The following is a 15623-nucleotide window of genomic DNA, read 5'->3' as shown; positions in this document are numbered from 1 at the left end:
TTCTTTTTAACGATTACGATTCAAAAAGAAACAATATCTCAAAATGAATTAAAACAAGAAAGACAATATAAACAAGTTATTGATGAAATTCGAGATCGTAGAAGCAAATACTACACTCACCTTTAATCGTTTAACTATATAGAATTGAAAGGAGTCGATTATGATGTTGATAGCACGCTGTAAGGAAATGATTTGGATAGTTCAGAGGGATTCCACATAGTTTTATAGAGCTTATATCACACAAGTTTATCACTGAATTTGATGTATAAAAAATATATAATAAAATCAAATCAACCCGCTTTTAATTATTTATTTATAAACAAAAGATACACCACTTAAAAAGCGGTGTATCTTTCTCAGGTTTCACTATTTCCGATTACTTCTCTTTGTCTTAAACAATCTCACTAAGTTCGAAACAACAGTTTTTGTTACTGCATAAACTGGTACTGCTAAAATCATTCCGATGATTCCAGCAAAGTTACCTACCCCTAAAATTAGAATAATAATTGTTAATGGGTGAATATTTAATTTCGAGCTCATAATACGTGGTGAAATAATATTACTTTCAAACTGTTGTACAATTGTTACGATAATAATTACGTATAATGCTTGCATCGGAGATACGAACAGTCCTACAATAACAGCTGGTGCTGCCCCAATAAATGGCCCTAAGTTAGGAATGATGTTTGTAAATGCTGCAATAATTCCTAAAACGAAAGCGTACGGTAAATCGATAATTAAATAACCGATAAAAGTAAACGCACCTACAAATATACAAACGAGCGCTTGCCCTTGAATATATGCAGATAATGTTTCGTTCGTTTCCTTAATGATACGAAGCCCCTCTTCACGGTAAGACTCGGGTAATAAACTTACCGCTTTTCCTGGAAAGGCATGTCCATCTTTAAACATGTAAAATAAAATGAACGGTACAGTAAATACAACTAATGCAACGTTCGTGATAATACCAAATAAAGCCGTTGCACTCGACGTAATTGTATTTGGTATATCTTTTAAGTATTCAATCGCATTTTTTTCAATTGTTTCAATGGAAACGTAGTTTTGTGTAGATAACCATTCAAACAACCTATGATGTGATAATTCTTGTATGTATACTTTTCCCTCTTTTATGTAGCCTGGCATATTTTTTACTAAGTCCATTAGCTGTTGTGAAATCGTAGGAACAACTACTCCAACGCCAACCGCAGTTAATGTTATGATAAAAAGATATAACAGTAATATCGCTAAATTTCTAGGTACTTTTTTATTCTCCAAAAAGATTAATACAGGATTAAATATGAAGTATAAAAAAAGCGCGATTAAGATTGGGAAAAACAATGTTGATATGAAGATACCAATCGGTTGAAATAAAAATGATATTTTTGTGCAAATAAATATGATTCCTACAACCATTAGCACTTCTAATGTCCAAAAGTGCACTTTTGATTTCAAAAAAACGGCCTCCTTTAAACTAGCACTTCTCTTCATTGTACCAAAATAAGCATGAATTTCACATAATATTTTCCTTTACAATATTCCAAAATACCGATAAATACACTACAATGAGATTACATACAAATTTGCAGGTAAAGGTGATAAAAATGACACAATGCATCATTTGCAGAAAAGATACGAAAGAACTTAGTGAACAATATGTCATTCCAGAAATATTATGTGGATATTATTTCACAAACTCAATTTGTGATACTTGTCATGAACAAATGACAACAAATATTGATCGTCCTTTAATTAGGCATAAATTGAGTCAATTTAAGATTGAACAAATGAAAAGACAAATTGATTCTCCACTCTATACGAATGAGCACGGTGAGGAACTTGCGGCTGCTGAGACTGATGTTGTCGAAGTAAGCGACGAGATTCTTTATTCTAATGCATTAATTATGAAACTATGTAAAAAACACGATATTTCCTTACATAATGAAATTTGGAAAGAGGAACGTGTAACGAAAGTAGCGAGTTCTATTCAACGTGAATTACTATTAGATAACCGTAAATATAAAATGAGTGTATTAAAAATGGCTTATACATTCGCTGTACAAGCAGTTGATGGCTACTTTGAAGATCAAGATGCAATTGATATTTCTACCATTCTCTCAAATGCAGATTTCGTGGAACTAAAAGAAAAAAGCATTGTACGTGATTTAAGCAAAAGTTCTTTATGGAATACGCTAAATACAAGTAGTGAAAATCATTACTTTATTTTACTTAGCGATAAAGACGGCCTGTTTTGCTTCATTCGTTTGTTTGACATCTTTGATGTTGTCGTTCATTTATCAGAAAAAAGATTTGACCTTCCATCGCCAATTGTCGGTGTAAATAATGTGAGTATGCAGAAATTTTATGTCCAAAGTTTAAAACAGTATATGGATGGGCTGTTTAAAGAAAAAGCACCTACTATATAATAGAAACCAGAACATACGGTCTCCTTTCTTGATGAAAAGACACTGTGTTATAATGAGTATGAAAAGAACAATACAATCACATAAACCAATTATAAATTGTATATAAATAAAAAAGACTAGTGTGCGGCTACACACTAGTCCACGTAACTTAGCAGATTGGATTGTTCATTTATCCTATTTGTTTCTTACAAACAAAACAACCCACATTCTATAAGCATAGGTGGGTTGTTATTTTTTGAGCTTGTCTATTAAAACGACGACGAACGTTAACAATGCAACGAGAAACAGTCCACCTTGCAGTAGCAACGCTATTTCACTCACGTATTATCACCCCCCTCCTACTCGGAGAAGTGATAATTGAACAACCAACCGCACCTTAAGTTACCCTTTAATTTTACCATATTTTCTAATAATTTACGATGAAAACCCGCAAGCGAATAACTTGCGGGTTTTTTATCCCGTATTAACAGGCAGTAAACAAAATGAAGCAATAAATAGGTGAAACTTTATTTCTCACTATTTTTTTAATGCATATGCATCAGCAATCATTTCACCAACAATTTTATTTTCTTCTTTCTTCTCGTCTTTCAATAATGGGAATAACAATTCTGCGACCTCATACGCTTCTTCTAAATGCGGATATCCTGATAAAACAAACGTATCAATTCCTAACGATTCATATTCTTTTATCCTTTCTGCTACTGTATGTGGATTGCCTACAAGTGCAGTACCTGCCCCACCTCTTACAAGTCCGATTCCAGCCCATAAATTAGGGCTTATCTCTAACGACTCTCTCGTACCTTTATTTAAATGTGTCATCCGCTTTTGACCAACCGAATCATATCTTGCAAATGTCTTTTGAGCAAGCTCAATTGTTTCATTATCCACATATTGAATTAAACGTTCTGCCTCTTCCCACGCTTCTTCTTCTGTCTCTCTTACAATTACGTGTAATCTAATGCCAAATCGTATTGTACGCCCCTTCTCTTCTGCAAGTTTTCTTACTTCTTCTATTTTCTCTTTCACTTGCTCTGGCGGCTCTCCCCACGTTAAGTATACATCACTATGCTCAGCTGCTACTTCTTTTCCAGCAGTTGATGATCCTCCGAAATATATAGGAGGATATGGCGTTTGAACAGGTGGGAATACAACTTTACTATCTGTAACTTTAATATGTTTTCCTTCTAAAGAGATCGTTTCACCTTGCAATGTCGATTTCCAAACTTTTAAAAATTCATCCGCTGCTTCATATCTTTCATCATGCTCAAGATATAATCCATCTCCTTGTAGTTCAACTGGATCTCCTCCAGCTACTACATTAATAAGTAGTCTCCCATCTGAAATTCTATCAAATGTAGATGCCATCCTCGCTGCAACTGTAGGTGACATTAGTCCTGGTCTCACTGCTACTAAAAATTTTAGTTTTTCTGTTTCAGCAGCAAGAGCTGAAGCTAACACCCAAGGGTCTTCACATCCTTGACCAGTTGGAAGTAAAACACCCGTATATCCTAAATAATCAGCTGCCATAGCAACTTGCTTATAATAACCATATTCAGCTGCTCTTCCTCGTTTTGTCGTTCCTAAATATCGACCATCTCCATAAGCTGGAATAAACCATAATAATTCCATACCTTTACACACCCCTTATTTATTTTGAAATGTATACTAACACATTCTATATAAATTACCCCTAATAATTTACCCCGCTATTTGCGGGCAGTAAGATCCCCACCTTAAAATTCAGCGAATGCAAAGAAGTTAGTTGAGGTATCAACCGCCCGTAAAAGTCCGATTGGTGAGGGCTAATAATCAGTGGGGGATGACCCTCCCCACTGATTAAAGTTTCACTTTATATGTTAATTCCCTATCTCACCTTTAAAATTATCTCGCCATCTTAAAAACTTCACTTCTAGTAAACGTACTAGAGAGTCAGAAAACTTCCCAACAAATGCAAAGATAATTATGCCGACAAATACGATATCTGTATTTGAAAATTGCCTTGCATCCATAATCATATAACCAATACCTTCTGTAGATCCCATAAGTTCTGCTACTACTAAACTCACCCATGCAACACCTAACGATAACCTTGCTCCTAGTAAAAGGTTAGGCAATGCAGATGGTAAAATTAGTTTCGTAATTAGTTTTCTTTTGCTAAACTCTAACACTCTCGCAACATCAAATAACTTTGAATCCACACCTCTAATACCTAAAAATGCGTTTACGTATAAAGGAAAAAATGCACCATCTGCAATTAATAACACTTTCGATGTTTCACCAAAACCGAACCATAATACGAAAAGCGGCGCAACAGCTAAATGAGGTACAGTTCTTAACATTTGCACAGATGGGTCTAAATATTGCTCACTTCTCGTTGAAAATCCAACAATTGTTCCTAAAATGATTCCTAAGCCCCCACCAATAAAGAAACCAGCCGCAGCCCTGAATACACTAATACTTAAATGGCCGAATAACTCTCCTGTTTTAATAAGCTCTTGGAAAGCTAGAAAAATATCTAATGGTGTTGGTAAAACTGTTTTAGAAACAAGACCGAATACGCCAGCCAACTGCCAAATTATTAATATAATAACCGGTATAGTAATCGCCCTTACTAAAACTTTTACATTTAACTTTCGTACCTTCTTTATGCCATTTTTCTTAATCGTTATACTCGCTGGTTTCATAACAGCTTTCATATTTTCCACTTTACAAAACCTCTTTTCACTTCGCTTTCAATGCTTTTTCTACGAAAGAATTATCTACAACTTTTTCCGTCTTAATTTCTTTCTTTATAGAACCGAGCTTATATTGAAAATCCGCTGTCTTTTGTTGTTCTGCTATTATTTCCTTCGTTACCGGAACTAAAATTGGTTTGTCGTGATTAAACACTTCTTTTACAATCTCTGCATCTATCTTTTTTACAGAAGTGTACACTTTTATTGCTTCATCTAAGTTAGCCTCTTGCCATACACGTGCTTTCTCATAAACTTTGAGGAATTTCTCAACTAATTCGGGATGTTCTTTCGCAAATTTTGTCCTCGTAATTAAAAATTCTGGTGAAGAGACATTTAATGTTTCACCGTCTGCAATCACCTTCGCACCTTTATTTAACGTATGTAATGATATGAAAGGGTCCCAAATCGCCCATGCATCTACTGATCCTGATTCGAATGCAGGCTGCGCTTCATCTGGTTGTAATTGAATGACATTTACATCTTTTGCATCAATACCTTCTTTATCAAGCGCTCGATATAATAAATTAAAGGCACTACTTCCTTTTGCTACTGCAATTTTTTTACCTTTTAAATCCTTTACACTCGCAATCTTGCTATCTTTTTGAACGAGAATTCCAGTTCCTTTTCTCGCATAACTTGTATTGGCGATTTCGGTAAATCCAATACCTGCTGCTTGCGCTGAAATGACTGGAGAATTCCCTACTTCACCAAAGTCTAACCGGTTTGATGCGATTGCTTCAAAATAAGGAGGTCCACTTTGGAACTCTGTCCATTTCACTTTAACTCCTTCTTTTTTAAACTCCTCTTCAAACCATCCCTTTTTCTTTGCTAGTAATAGCGGGCTTAATCCTTGCTGTATACCAATTTGTATTGTTACATCTTCTTTCTTACTACTTGCTGTACTTTTTTCGCATCCTAATAAAAACATTGATATAGCTAAAGCAAAAGAAAGAACTTTAAATTTTTTATACATATAAAATCATCCTTTTCCTATATACTTGTTTGAATCAATCCTCCATATTCAAACTGCTGTAATACTTTCGTTCGAAGTTGTTGGAACGATTGAGAAGTTTTATTTCGCGGATAAGGCAAATTATTTTCAATCACTTTATGTATTTTCCCTGGTTTTGCATTCATAATGATGATTCGGTTTGAAAGATATATCGCTTCGTCTATATCATGTGTAACGAATATCATTGTTATTTTTTTCTGCTCCCAAATATTTAGCAATACTTCTTGCAAATGACTTCGAGTAAAAGCATCCAGCGCTCCAAAAGGTTCATCAAGTAATAATACATTCGGATCTCTTAATAACGCTCTCGCTATCGCAACACGTTGTGACATCCCGCCTGAAATTTCTTTCGGATACGATTTTTCAAAGCCATCTAACCGAACGATTTCAACCCATTCTCTCACCTTATCTTTCACATACTTATCTTTTAACGACAAATCTGCCGCTATATTTTCTTCAACCGTTAACCACGGGAAAAGCCTATGTTCTTGAAAAATAAAACCTTGTTTCTTACTCGGTTTTAAGATAGGCTCCCCGTCAATAACAACTTCCCCTTCAAAATCATTATCTAGACCTGCAACAATTTTTAGTAATGTGCTTTTTCCACACCCACTCGGACCAATTACTGTAACAAAATCCCCTTTCTCTAATTGAAAATTAATATTCTCTAATACTTGAACAGTACCAGTTTGTTTCAAAAAATATTTTGATACCCCATCAATTGAAACAGTCATTTCTTCCCCTCCTTAAAATGATTCATATAAATGAACAGATTCAGTATTTGTGCAATAAAAAAACCAAAGGCATTTTATCAACAGATAAAATGCCTTTGGTTTCTCCAATCAGCAATACGTTATGGAATTAAGTACATATTATACAAATATTTCCGATAAGTCAACTAGGTTTTATCAAAACATACATATGATTCGTTTGAACATTTCTACTGTTGTTTATTTGAACGATATCATTTACTTACTATTTTTTTCTGATCTTTAATCCACTGTAACCAATAAGAAAACTCACATGCTAAATGCATTTGATGGGATTTAATTAGGCTATTCGGACAAAGGGCTGGGAACTCAACAACTAGACTTACTTCTATCCCTGTATCAGTATCTTTAAATTGATGTCGAACTCCACCAATAGTAGTACCATCTTTCATACGTGCAACACCTGTTGATTGGTATTGATAAGATTTATCTCTCGGTGTTTTCAATCCGGTTTCGTCCCCAAAAACAATGAAAAATTGAACTGGAAACGGAGAATTACCAGTAGTTTCGATAACCTCTAATTCATTTTCCCCAAAGGGTCTTAGTACATAGTGATCAGGACACGCAGATAAATTCACTTTGTTATTTTCACGTGATTGTTCAAGCATCAAACTATCAATTCCATGTATAGCTACTTCTGCTGTAATCCCGTCTAAATAAATACTAGTTTTTGAAAATTTTCGTCTATCACCAGATAAAAGAGTACAGATACGCATACCTATTGCACTTAATCTAAGTTTTGATTTCAACTTTTCGTACATTTCATTGTATGTATATCGCAACTTTATTTCCGTTAGCTGTTTTATCATGACGTCTGTATCATTTATTTCAAGCTCTTTATGTCCTAATGTATATAATACTTTTTTTATCCGTTCTCTTTTCCATTTTATAAGTTGTTCTTGTGAGATATTATTTCCATCGATAATAATTTTCATAAACTTTCTCCTTCCTTTTGATTGTATCGTAGTGTAGTTAATACTAAATTAATCATTTCATGTTTTGTATCTAGATTCAACTTTACTTCTGAATGAGCAATACTGCTAAGACCGTATAGAATAAACCCAGAAGCTAATAATGAGTTATCGGTATAAAAAACCCCTATGTTTACTCCCTCTTCAATTACTTGTCTAATTAACGGTTGCATACGTGCGAATAATTTCTGTTCCAGTTGAAAATGTTGTTCCGTCTGAAACGAACTTACATTTTTATAGGGTGCTAACTTTTCAATAAATGTCCAAAATAAATCTAGTGAATCTTTCATCTTTTGCATGACAGACCGTTCATTTGAAACAAGTATTTCTTCAATTAACTCCATATTTTTCACAATAAAGTCATTTAAAACTTCATCAACAAAATTCTCTTTAGACTTGAAGTAATAATAAAATAAGCCCGTTGCTACACCTGCATGATTCACAACATCTTTTATGCCAAATCCTTTCATGCCATTTTTCATATATAGTTCAAAACCAATATCCATTAACTCTTGGCGTCTTACATCTGGTTCTTTTGATATTCTTTTCATACGTCATCTCCTACAATGTTTTCACCACGACTGAATCTGATTCAATCATAAACGACTGAACTTAATTCAGTCAATATTATTTCATAAATTTTAAATCCATTTAATAACTAAGCAACAAAATTTCTACCAAAAAAAAGTAATCTCAAGAAATATGCTACTAACCTTAGATTTATCAAAAAAGTTAGACCATATAACTTGAGACTACTCATTTCCATTCAAAATATTTATGTAATTAAATTTTAGTTCTTCTGCACCCTGGCTGTCTCCAAAACTATTTGTGGAAGCTTTTTTTGAATGATTTCTTTCAGTCCATAAAGGGCTTTCTTCACATAACCACCTTCGAAATTTCCTAATGGTTCTGGTAATTCATCCTCATCTAATATGAAGTATTCTCCATTTGGAAGTACCATAATATCGATGATTAAATCTTCGAAGGAAACCACTTCGCCTTTTATTTGTGTATTTTTTACGATATTAAAATAGGAACCTAAATACTTCCCTTTTATATCTCTCCATACGTATAAATTGTACGGACGATCTTTCCAATAATATGCGATTGTATAACTCCCTTTTGGGATTGTTAACTTAGTATCATTTGCAGTCATTGTAAATGAATACTGCACCTCGTGAAATAAAACGATACTTTGTGATTGCTTTTCAAGTAATAAACAATTGTGATCTACTATTGTTGAGTTATACCGGATTTTTCTTTCTATAATTTCACTTTTCGATGTAAGTAACTTATTCATTATTTTATTTCCCCTTGTACTAGTTCTATCCTCAATTATATCCATTTATCTAACGATAAAGAAGTATATAGTTTTTTATATAATGATTTATACAAGTACACAAGAAAAACTCCTTCTTATTTAGAAAGAGTTTTTCACTATCCATGTTTCATATTTTTTCACTTTTAACGGAAGCTCATTTGTTTTTATGTAACTAACAGCACTATTACTCATGTGTTAACTTTTCCTTAACCGCATCATAAAATTTTCGTTCTTCATCAACATTTAAGTGCACACGACTTACTGTTTTAGAAAATCCATATAACAACTGTGCTTTCACTGGCTCTTTTAATGTTATTTCAAAAGTAGCAGGTTCTTTTATGAACTCCATAACAGTTGCATCCAATACCTGTTTCCCTTCTTTTGCCGTTAGCAATTCATCACCCTTGTAGAACGCAATATTATCAATTTGTGTAAATGGTATAACAATTTTCTTTCCTAATCCAATTTGAATGATTACTTGTTCTTCTGTTACGATAAGTGGATTTTTACGCATCGCTTGTATTTCAGCTATAAAATAAATCATCGCGTATACATTTACAATAAGTAAAATCCATGCTATTACTGGATTCCACTGGTGTAGCAAATAATGAAAACCAATACTTTCTATTAAGGTCGCATGGATGATCATGATATATACACCTATTGCACCAGTCTTTTTGTGATATGAGTATACGGATTCACCTTCTGGTACTTTTTCACGCCACGATAAAAATGCATAATAGATTAACTTACACTCCGTTACAATGATATCTATTAATTTATTTCTTTTCATAGTAGCATCAAACGCAGCATCAATTGCATAAGAAAATGAAGAGTACTCACTTTTATATTCTTTATATTTTTTTATTATGGTAGGAAGCTTTCTAACAATTTTATATAGAAGGAATAACTCTAAACATACAAAAGCAATTTCTCCTGCAACTATAATATAAGAAACGTATGAAAAATCTTGTAAATAGTCACTTGGAATAATAAATCTTGCAAAAATATAACCAGCTATTACAACAGGAACTATATACGTTAACGAGTATCTTTTTCGAATAATGAAGAAATACGTGATGATTGGAATGACAAACATGCAATCTAATAATGACCCAAGCACAACTTCTTTCGGCGCAGCTGGTACAATTGGAAGAGCATACAATAAATAGTTTGATAGCATAATTAAAGAGACGAGTCCAATCCAAATACCTTTTCGCCTTCGCGATAGTGTAACATTCATACGTTCACTCCTTTATTTAAAAACCTCATTTAAGTGGTCTTTATAAAATGAAATGGCACGTTCAAATCCTTTTACTTCCTCTACTTTCACGACAGTTTCAAGTAATAATTTCATCGCTGACTCGTGATCGTTTACGTTATATTTTGCTAATGATAAAAATACTTTCATTGGATCGTTCTCTGGGAATTTTTTCACCCCAGCTTCTAATACTGTAATTGCCTTTTCATATTCCCCTATACAACGATATGTACTTCCTAGACCAATATAAGCACCGCAAAGGGATTCGCCATCAAGTCCATTTGCGATTGCCTGCTCATAATACGGAACTGCTTCTGTTTCTAGCCCCATTACATCATGTATCCACGCACACTGATACAGTACTTCTGCATCCTTTGTAAAGTTTGTTAATCCTATAAGCATCTCTTTAGACTGCGCATATTTCTTTTCGTTTCTAAGTTTAATAGCTTGCTTTAATAAATGTTCCATAGAATCCACTCCTCACCAATTATTCTGTGTATAGCTCTTGATTGATATACGCTTCACATTCGTGTAAAAGTAAAATTCCCACCAATTAAAGTTTCGCTTACTTATTACTATGCGGATTCATTCTTATCTAAAAACTTAATTTTAAAAAGCAGTGACACGATTACATAATACCTCTAAGCTTTTGACAATTTCTTTCGCCGTTTCATCTTTTCCATTACACAACTTCCCTTTACCATCCTGTCCAATTACATAATGTACAGCTCCACGCGAATATAAAGAATGTGGTGAATTTGCAATCATTACATTCGCCCTTGCTTCTTTCATTCTATTTTTCGCTCTTTCAAACAGTTCTTCTTCATTTAAATCACTTTCAAGTTTAAAACCAACAAGTACTGTTTCTGGGTCCCATTCTTTTATTTGTTTTAATACTTTTGGAGCCTTTTGAAAGTGAATAATCGGTGCTATATCACTTGAAATTTTTCCGTCCATATTAAGAACATTACCATCTTGATCACAAATTTTCTCCACAATCCAATCTGATCCAGCCGCTGCCATAATGACTGCATCAACCTTTTCATGTGTGATGATACTTTTCATTTTATCTTGTAAATCAACAATTCCTTCAAATGGATGTAATTCTAACCCTCTATGTACATCGCTCGGTTTCTCCGCAAAATAACCGTGCAAATATATAACATGTGCCCCTTTAGCTATAAGTTCTTCTGCGATTATCCTTCCGATTGTACCTTTAGCCATATTCGTATGCCCGCGTACTTGATCCCATTTTTCTAGACAACCACCGCTCGTAATTAATACCTTTTTCCCCTTCATTGTAACCATCCCTTACTAATTTTTCTTACGAAACCATTCTGTTCCAAAGTCAACTATATCACGCTGTTTCATTAGACGACACGTTGCATTCCCTATCTTCCCGTTTTTTACAGTTCCTTTTCGCTCAAACTCCACACCAATTTCTACAAACTTCTCAGATTCGTAATCCATTTCAACAAACTCTTTCCACACTCTTTCACCATTTTCTATAATAGGTGCTCCTACTTGTATTAACTCACATGCACCAGTACGCACCTCGGATAAATGAACAGACGTATTTGAATCATATCCAACACCAATTAATAATACGTACCCGTCTAAATCGTATATTTTTCTTAATGGAGATTCTTCTCCAAAGCTCATTGATAATGAATGGTTCATTGTTATTTCTACTGCATGTTTTCCCCATGCAGCAAAACTTCCTAACGGATGATTACTACGTACTACATTCGGATATGTACGAAAACATTCAACTATTTCACCCATTCCCCTTGTTGGGGTTATACGTGAATCAAATGCAGGGACGTTATCTCGGATAATTTGCCACCAGTCTTCCGGTACAGGTGGTCTTGACCAATGTTTCGGATCGGACAAATCCGAAGATTGCGTTGGCATTATTATCGTTCCTTCTTCCGTAACAACTTTCATTAATGCTTCTACTACGGCAACCGCACCACCAGATATCCATCCGATAGAACTTAGTGATGAATGAACGATAATTGTCATTCCTTTTTCGATTCCTAATGCTTTTAAATCTTTTGTTATTGTTTCGATTGTATTTGGAAATTGTGTGCTTGCTACTATTTCATTCATTTTCATATTGGTTCCCTCACTAGCCACGTAAATTTAAACTTTTATATAAATATATTATCATATTTTTCTTAATTTTTAACTTAATCATATTCATTACTACAAAAATATGTATATGGGTGTACTGAAGCCTCAAAACTCTATTAAAATCGTAGAGAATGATAAGCGAGAGTTTTATTAAATGAAGAAAAATGTAAATCTTATTTTTTCAAGCTATACTCCATATGCATATTTTTATACTATTTTTCCAAATAACAATGAAATCTTTCGATTCCCGTATATTTTTCTCCTAAACTTTTAACTTGAAAACCCATTCTTTTATAAAATTCTACCGCCCCATCGTCTGTCTCTGCTTCTATATAAGTCAATTGATATATTCTTACAATCTCTTTAATCATTTGCAGTGCAATTCCTTTTTGACGATAATCTGAAGCCACTGCTATATGACATACTCGTGCTTTAGTTGCTCCGATTACTTCAATACCTATACAAGCTTTTTCTTCATATTTGTACAAAGTCCCTTTATTACTTTGGTAAAATAATACTGCCTTCTTTAAGCTTATTTCATTTGGACCGACGGCATATTGTAGCACATTTAATATTGAATCTTTTTCAATTTGTTCAACACGCTGTAAATTCATATTTTCATCCCTTTCTATGAAAAAAGACTAACTCTTAATAAAAAGAGCTAATCTCATTACGCCGTTATTTTTTCTTCTTTTTTTACAACGACAGCCACATAACTATGAAGTATCATTCCAATAATAACGAGACTCATACCAACCCAAGATAAAGATGACGGAATTGGTGCAGATAACCAGATCAGCTCTCCTACTAGCGCAAATAAAACTTCACCTGACTGCGTCGCTTCCACTGTTGCTAGTTTTTGTGGATCATCTTTCACAAGATCTGTTGCAAAGAAAAATAATATTGTCGCGATTAACCCAGAACTAACTGCTACAATAAAACATTGAAAAACTTGGCTACTTGACGGTAATCCGCCAGTTGATACTTCGTAACCAGATAATAAAAACCAAAATGGTAAACTTGCTAATGTCATACCGAGTACTCGCTGAAATACATCTAATTCCCCTTTACAAACTTGCATCATTTTTCGATTTCCAAGAGGATACGCAAATGCTGCAATAAGTACAGGAACTACACATAAAACGGTTTCACGAATACCTAATGAAGAAGCATGTTCTACTTGCATGAGAACAACACCAAATAAAATAATTCCCGACATAACTAATTCCTTCATCGGAAGTTTTTTATGTAGTGGATCCACCACAAAAAATGGTGTTAACAAAATCCCTGCAACGATTGTAATTTGCCATGTTGATGCAACGAGCCAACCTGGTCCGAACGCTCCAGCAAAACTAAGCGGTGCATAAAAGAGACCAAATCCAACGATACTCCATACTAACCATTCTTTCGGATTGTTTTTCATATATTGAAAGAGTTGCTTTAAGTTCCCTCTATACATAACAATAAGTAATAGCATTGGAACCATAAAATAATACCGTAATGATGCACTCCAAATCCAGCTTCCACCTTCTAAGTCCATTGCCCGGTTTAAAACAAAGGTAAAGGCAAAGAAAAATGATGCCAGTATCCCTATAACAATTGCTTTCATTGTAAAACCCCTTGTATTTAATTTTTAATCTCTACAACATATATTTTAGTATACGCGATGAAAAATCTACATACAAACTTACATTTCACTTTCCATTCACTTGCAATGAAAAAGATAATAATACATTCATTTATTATACTTAATATAAAAACATTAAACAGAAATAATTTTAAAAATAAGTTACTTCTATGGATGTGATAACACTGAAAATATACAGAGCCTCTATACAATCTATTTTATTTGTACTTTCTTTCGGAGTTGTTTTCCTTCTAATAAGTGTTTTATCTTTAATGGAAGAATTTGATTTACTAGGAATTATTTCAATATTTTTCTCCTTATGGCTACTAAAGTATGCCCTAACCTTATGGAAAACACGTGCAAGCGATATAGGTTCCTATTGGGATGATGAAGGAATTGTAGTAGATTTTCATGGGAATAAAGTGTATTGGTATGAAATCAAGGATATTACATACCAAAATTTTCAAGGGTCAAAATCTACCTTAATCTCGACCCACTATACTCACCATGAAAATATACGAATCCGCCATAAAAGATGGCTACCAACTATTGCACATTCAATTTACTGGTTTTCTATTGAAAAACCAAAAAATCATCATAAAAATTTAATGATAGCTTGGGAAGAAAAACAAACGAATAAAAATAAACGCCTCCTTTAATTATTATTTAGGGGCGTTTGTTTATTCAAAAATTAAAGAATATGCAGTTTATATTCTCTATATAATTTCCTCAATCGACTTATATGAGCTTGATGATACCTATTATGATCTGCTAAATGCCATATTCCCCATCTTATAGTCGCATTTTCCCCTTTTTCATACAAAACTTCCTCTCTTAAAAGAACAACACCATATGTTCATCATCACTATACACACCATTCATTTTTATAGCCCTTTTTTCAATTCCGTACGTTTTAAATCCCATTGATTCATATAATCGTTTGGCTGGTTCGTTCGTTGACACAACCCCTAAATTCAATTGCTCTAGCTTCATCTCTTTTGCCCTTTCAATTGCTTTACGTATTAAATCACGTGCAAGACCACTTCTTCGATTTTCAGTATCTATATACATTGCAACGATATGTCCTTTATGCTTATATGCGTCCTTTTCTTCTGTTAATAAAGTAACAACCCCAACTAAACGATTTTCATTATTAAAAGCACCAAATGTAAAACTACTGTTGGATGAAAGATTACTAGCAACTCGTTCAAGAGGGTTTTCTTGACGTACTGCTTCTTCATAAGTCGTTACAAATGCTTCTGGATTTACTTGTAGTGCTTGTAAACGTAACTCCCAATATTGTTTTGCATCCGCTTTTGTAAGTAATCGAATCATTTTATCTTCCCCTTTTTAATTGACATAATATT

At 33.7% G+C, this 15623-nt stretch carries 19 protein-coding genes and 1 pseudogene; 3 read left to right on the top strand and 17 right to left on the bottom strand.

Going from position 1 to position 15623, the window contains the following annotated elements:
- On the top strand, window positions 1-126 hold a 126-nt coding region (locus tag MR170_RS20495; RefSeq protein ID WP_242309057.1), incomplete at its 5' end, for a YrzI family small protein.
- Window positions 127-366: 240 nt separating this feature from the next.
- Here MR170_RS20495 and MR170_RS20490 read toward each other — a convergent pair.
- The gene (locus tag MR170_RS20490; RefSeq protein ID WP_000837892.1) at window positions 367-1452 is read right to left on the bottom strand and encodes an AI-2E family transporter; all 1086 of its coding nucleotides are present in this window, start codon (window positions 1450-1452) and stop codon (window positions 367-369) included.
- 149 nt (window positions 1453-1601) lie between these two features.
- Here MR170_RS20490 and MR170_RS20485 point away from each other — a divergent pair, with 149 nt between their 5' ends.
- Complete coding sequence (locus tag MR170_RS20485) at window positions 1602-2423, top strand: HNH endonuclease (RefSeq protein ID WP_016081205.1); 822 nt, start codon at window positions 1602-1604, stop codon at window positions 2421-2423.
- A 228-nt stretch (window positions 2424-2651) separates the two neighbouring features.
- Here the strand turns inward: MR170_RS20485 and MR170_RS20480 are convergent, their stop codons facing one another.
- The 14 genes from MR170_RS20480 to MR170_RS20415 form a co-directional block, all read right to left on the bottom strand.
- Entirely contained in the window at window positions 2652-2744 is a 93-nt protein-coding gene (locus MR170_RS20480) for a putative holin-like toxin (protein WP_001289320.1), read from the bottom strand.
- Window positions 2745-2939: 195 nt separating this feature from the next.
- Window positions 2940-4052, bottom strand: coding sequence for an FMNH2-dependent alkanesulfonate monooxygenase (gene ssuD, locus MR170_RS20475; protein ID WP_029442605.1), 1113 nt, complete (start codon window positions 4050-4052; stop codon window positions 2940-2942).
- Between the two features lie 227 nt (window positions 4053-4279).
- Window positions 4280-5128, bottom strand: a complete 849-nt coding sequence (locus MR170_RS20470) for an ABC transporter permease (protein ID WP_242309056.1) — start codon at window positions 5126-5128, stop codon at window positions 4280-4282.
- Between the two features lie 16 nt (window positions 5129-5144).
- A complete protein-coding gene (locus tag MR170_RS20465) occupies window positions 5145-6131 on the bottom strand; it encodes an aliphatic sulfonate ABC transporter substrate-binding protein (RefSeq protein WP_242309055.1) in 987 nt (328 codons plus the stop codon).
- Between the two features lie 17 nt (window positions 6132-6148).
- Entirely contained in the window at window positions 6149-6904 is a 756-nt protein-coding gene (locus MR170_RS20460; RefSeq protein WP_242309054.1) for an ABC transporter ATP-binding protein, read from the bottom strand.
- Between the two features lie 230 nt (window positions 6905-7134).
- The gene (locus tag MR170_RS20455; protein WP_242309053.1) at window positions 7135-7875 is read right to left on the bottom strand and encodes a hypothetical protein; all 741 of its coding nucleotides are present in this window, start codon (window positions 7873-7875) and stop codon (window positions 7135-7137) included.
- Window positions 7872-8462, bottom strand: a complete 591-nt coding sequence (locus tag MR170_RS20450; protein WP_242309052.1) for a TetR/AcrR family transcriptional regulator — start codon at window positions 8460-8462, stop codon at window positions 7872-7874. The genes MR170_RS20455 and MR170_RS20450 overlap by 4 nt, the downstream gene beginning before the upstream one ends.
- A 239-nt stretch (window positions 8463-8701) precedes the next feature.
- Window positions 8702-9211 (bottom strand): ribonuclease FAU-1 family protein, encoded by a 510-nt coding sequence (locus MR170_RS20445; protein ID WP_242309051.1) that lies wholly within the window; start codon window positions 9209-9211, stop codon window positions 8702-8704.
- Window positions 9212-9416: 205 nt separating this feature from the next.
- The gene (locus MR170_RS20440) at window positions 9417-10475 is read right to left on the bottom strand and encodes a hypothetical protein (RefSeq protein WP_242309050.1); all 1059 of its coding nucleotides are present in this window, start codon (window positions 10473-10475) and stop codon (window positions 9417-9419) included.
- 12 nt (window positions 10476-10487) lie between these two features.
- Window positions 10488-10961 (bottom strand): tetratricopeptide repeat protein, encoded by a 474-nt coding sequence (locus tag MR170_RS20435; protein ID WP_142315947.1) that lies wholly within the window; start codon window positions 10959-10961, stop codon window positions 10488-10490.
- A 141-nt stretch (window positions 10962-11102) separates the two neighbouring features.
- Entirely contained in the window at window positions 11103-11792 is a 690-nt protein-coding gene (locus MR170_RS20430) for a phosphopantothenoylcysteine decarboxylase domain-containing protein (protein ID WP_016081196.1), read from the bottom strand.
- A 15-nt stretch (window positions 11793-11807) separates the two neighbouring features.
- Window positions 11808-12611 (bottom strand): AAC(3) family N-acetyltransferase, encoded by an 804-nt coding sequence (locus MR170_RS20425; protein WP_000783341.1) that lies wholly within the window; start codon window positions 12609-12611, stop codon window positions 11808-11810.
- A 230-nt stretch (window positions 12612-12841) separates the two neighbouring features.
- Window positions 12842-13243, bottom strand: a complete 402-nt coding sequence (locus tag MR170_RS20420; protein ID WP_016081195.1) for a GNAT family N-acetyltransferase — start codon at window positions 13241-13243, stop codon at window positions 12842-12844.
- A 56-nt stretch (window positions 13244-13299) separates the two neighbouring features.
- Window positions 13300-14238, bottom strand: a complete 939-nt coding sequence (locus MR170_RS20415) for a DMT family transporter (protein ID WP_098629549.1) — start codon at window positions 14236-14238, stop codon at window positions 13300-13302.
- A gap of 290 nt (window positions 14239-14528) precedes the next feature.
- Between MR170_RS20415 and MR170_RS20410 the strand changes: the two genes are divergently transcribed.
- Entirely contained in the window at window positions 14529-14915 is a 387-nt protein-coding gene (locus tag MR170_RS20410; RefSeq protein ID WP_231577719.1) for a hypothetical protein, read from the top strand.
- A 32-nt stretch (window positions 14916-14947) separates the two neighbouring features.
- On the opposite strand, the pseudogene MR170_RS20405 reads toward MR170_RS20410, so the two are convergent.
- Window positions 14948-15094, bottom strand: a pseudogene (locus MR170_RS20405) (DinB family protein); the annotation flags it as partial.
- Window positions 15091-15591, bottom strand: coding sequence for a GNAT family N-acetyltransferase (locus MR170_RS20400; protein ID WP_048563759.1), 501 nt, complete (start codon window positions 15589-15591; stop codon window positions 15091-15093). The gene MR170_RS20400 and the pseudogene MR170_RS20405, both read right to left, overlap by 4 nt.
- Between the last annotated feature and the right edge of the window lie 32 nt (window positions 15592-15623).

It is taken from the genome of Bacillus cereus group sp. BfR-BA-01524 (genome assembly GCF_022662595.1).
In the GTDB taxonomy this organism is placed as follows: domain Bacteria; phylum Bacillota; class Bacilli; order Bacillales; family Bacillaceae_G; genus Bacillus_A; species Bacillus_A thuringiensis_S.
The sequence above is the reverse complement of the archived record's forward strand: the minus strand, read 5'-3'. Positions and strand labels throughout refer to the sequence as shown.

Excerpts from the sequence above, each read along its gene's own strand:
- MR170_RS20485 (WP_016081205.1), top strand. The coding sequence starts at position 1,602 with ATGACACAATGCATCATTTGCAGAAAAGATACGAAAGAACTTAGTGAA.
- ssuD (WP_029442605.1), bottom strand. The coding sequence starts at position 4,052 with ATGGAATTATTATGGTTTATTCCAGCTTATGGAGATGGTCGATATTTA.
- MR170_RS20465 (WP_242309055.1), bottom strand. The coding sequence starts at position 6,131 with ATGTATAAAAAATTTAAAGTTCTTTCTTTTGCTTTAGCTATATCAATG.
- MR170_RS20460 (WP_242309054.1), bottom strand. The coding sequence starts at position 6,904 with ATGACTGTTTCAATTGATGGGGTATCAAAATATTTTTTGAAACAAACT.
- MR170_RS20455 (WP_242309053.1), bottom strand. The coding sequence starts at position 7,875 with ATGAAAATTATTATCGATGGAAATAATATCTCACAAGAACAACTTATA.
- MR170_RS20450 (WP_242309052.1), bottom strand. The coding sequence starts at position 8,462 with ATGAAAAGAATATCAAAAGAACCAGATGTAAGACGCCAAGAGTTAATG.
- MR170_RS20445 (WP_242309051.1), bottom strand. The coding sequence starts at position 9,211 with ATGAATAAGTTACTTACATCGAAAAGTGAAATTATAGAAAGAAAAATC.
- MR170_RS20440 (WP_242309050.1), bottom strand. The coding sequence starts at position 10,475 with ATGAATGTTACACTATCGCGAAGGCGAAAAGGTATTTGGATTGGACTC.
- MR170_RS20435 (WP_142315947.1), bottom strand. The coding sequence starts at position 10,961 with ATGGAACATTTATTAAAGCAAGCTATTAAACTTAGAAACGAAAAGAAA.
- MR170_RS20430 (WP_016081196.1), bottom strand. The coding sequence starts at position 11,792 with ATGAAGGGGAAAAAGGTATTAATTACGAGCGGTGGTTGTCTAGAAAAA.
- MR170_RS20425 (WP_000783341.1), bottom strand. The coding sequence starts at position 12,611 with ATGAAAATGAATGAAATAGTAGCAAGCACACAATTTCCAAATACAATC.
- MR170_RS20420 (WP_016081195.1), bottom strand. The coding sequence starts at position 13,243 with ATGAATTTACAGCGTGTTGAACAAATTGAAAAAGATTCAATATTAAAT.
- MR170_RS20415 (WP_098629549.1), bottom strand. The coding sequence starts at position 14,238 with ATGAAAGCAATTGTTATAGGGATACTGGCATCATTTTTCTTTGCCTTT.
- MR170_RS20410 (WP_231577719.1), top strand. The coding sequence starts at position 14,529 with ATGGAAGAATTTGATTTACTAGGAATTATTTCAATATTTTTCTCCTTA.
- MR170_RS20400 (WP_048563759.1), bottom strand. The coding sequence starts at position 15,591 with ATGATTCGATTACTTACAAAAGCGGATGCAAAACAATATTGGGAGTTA.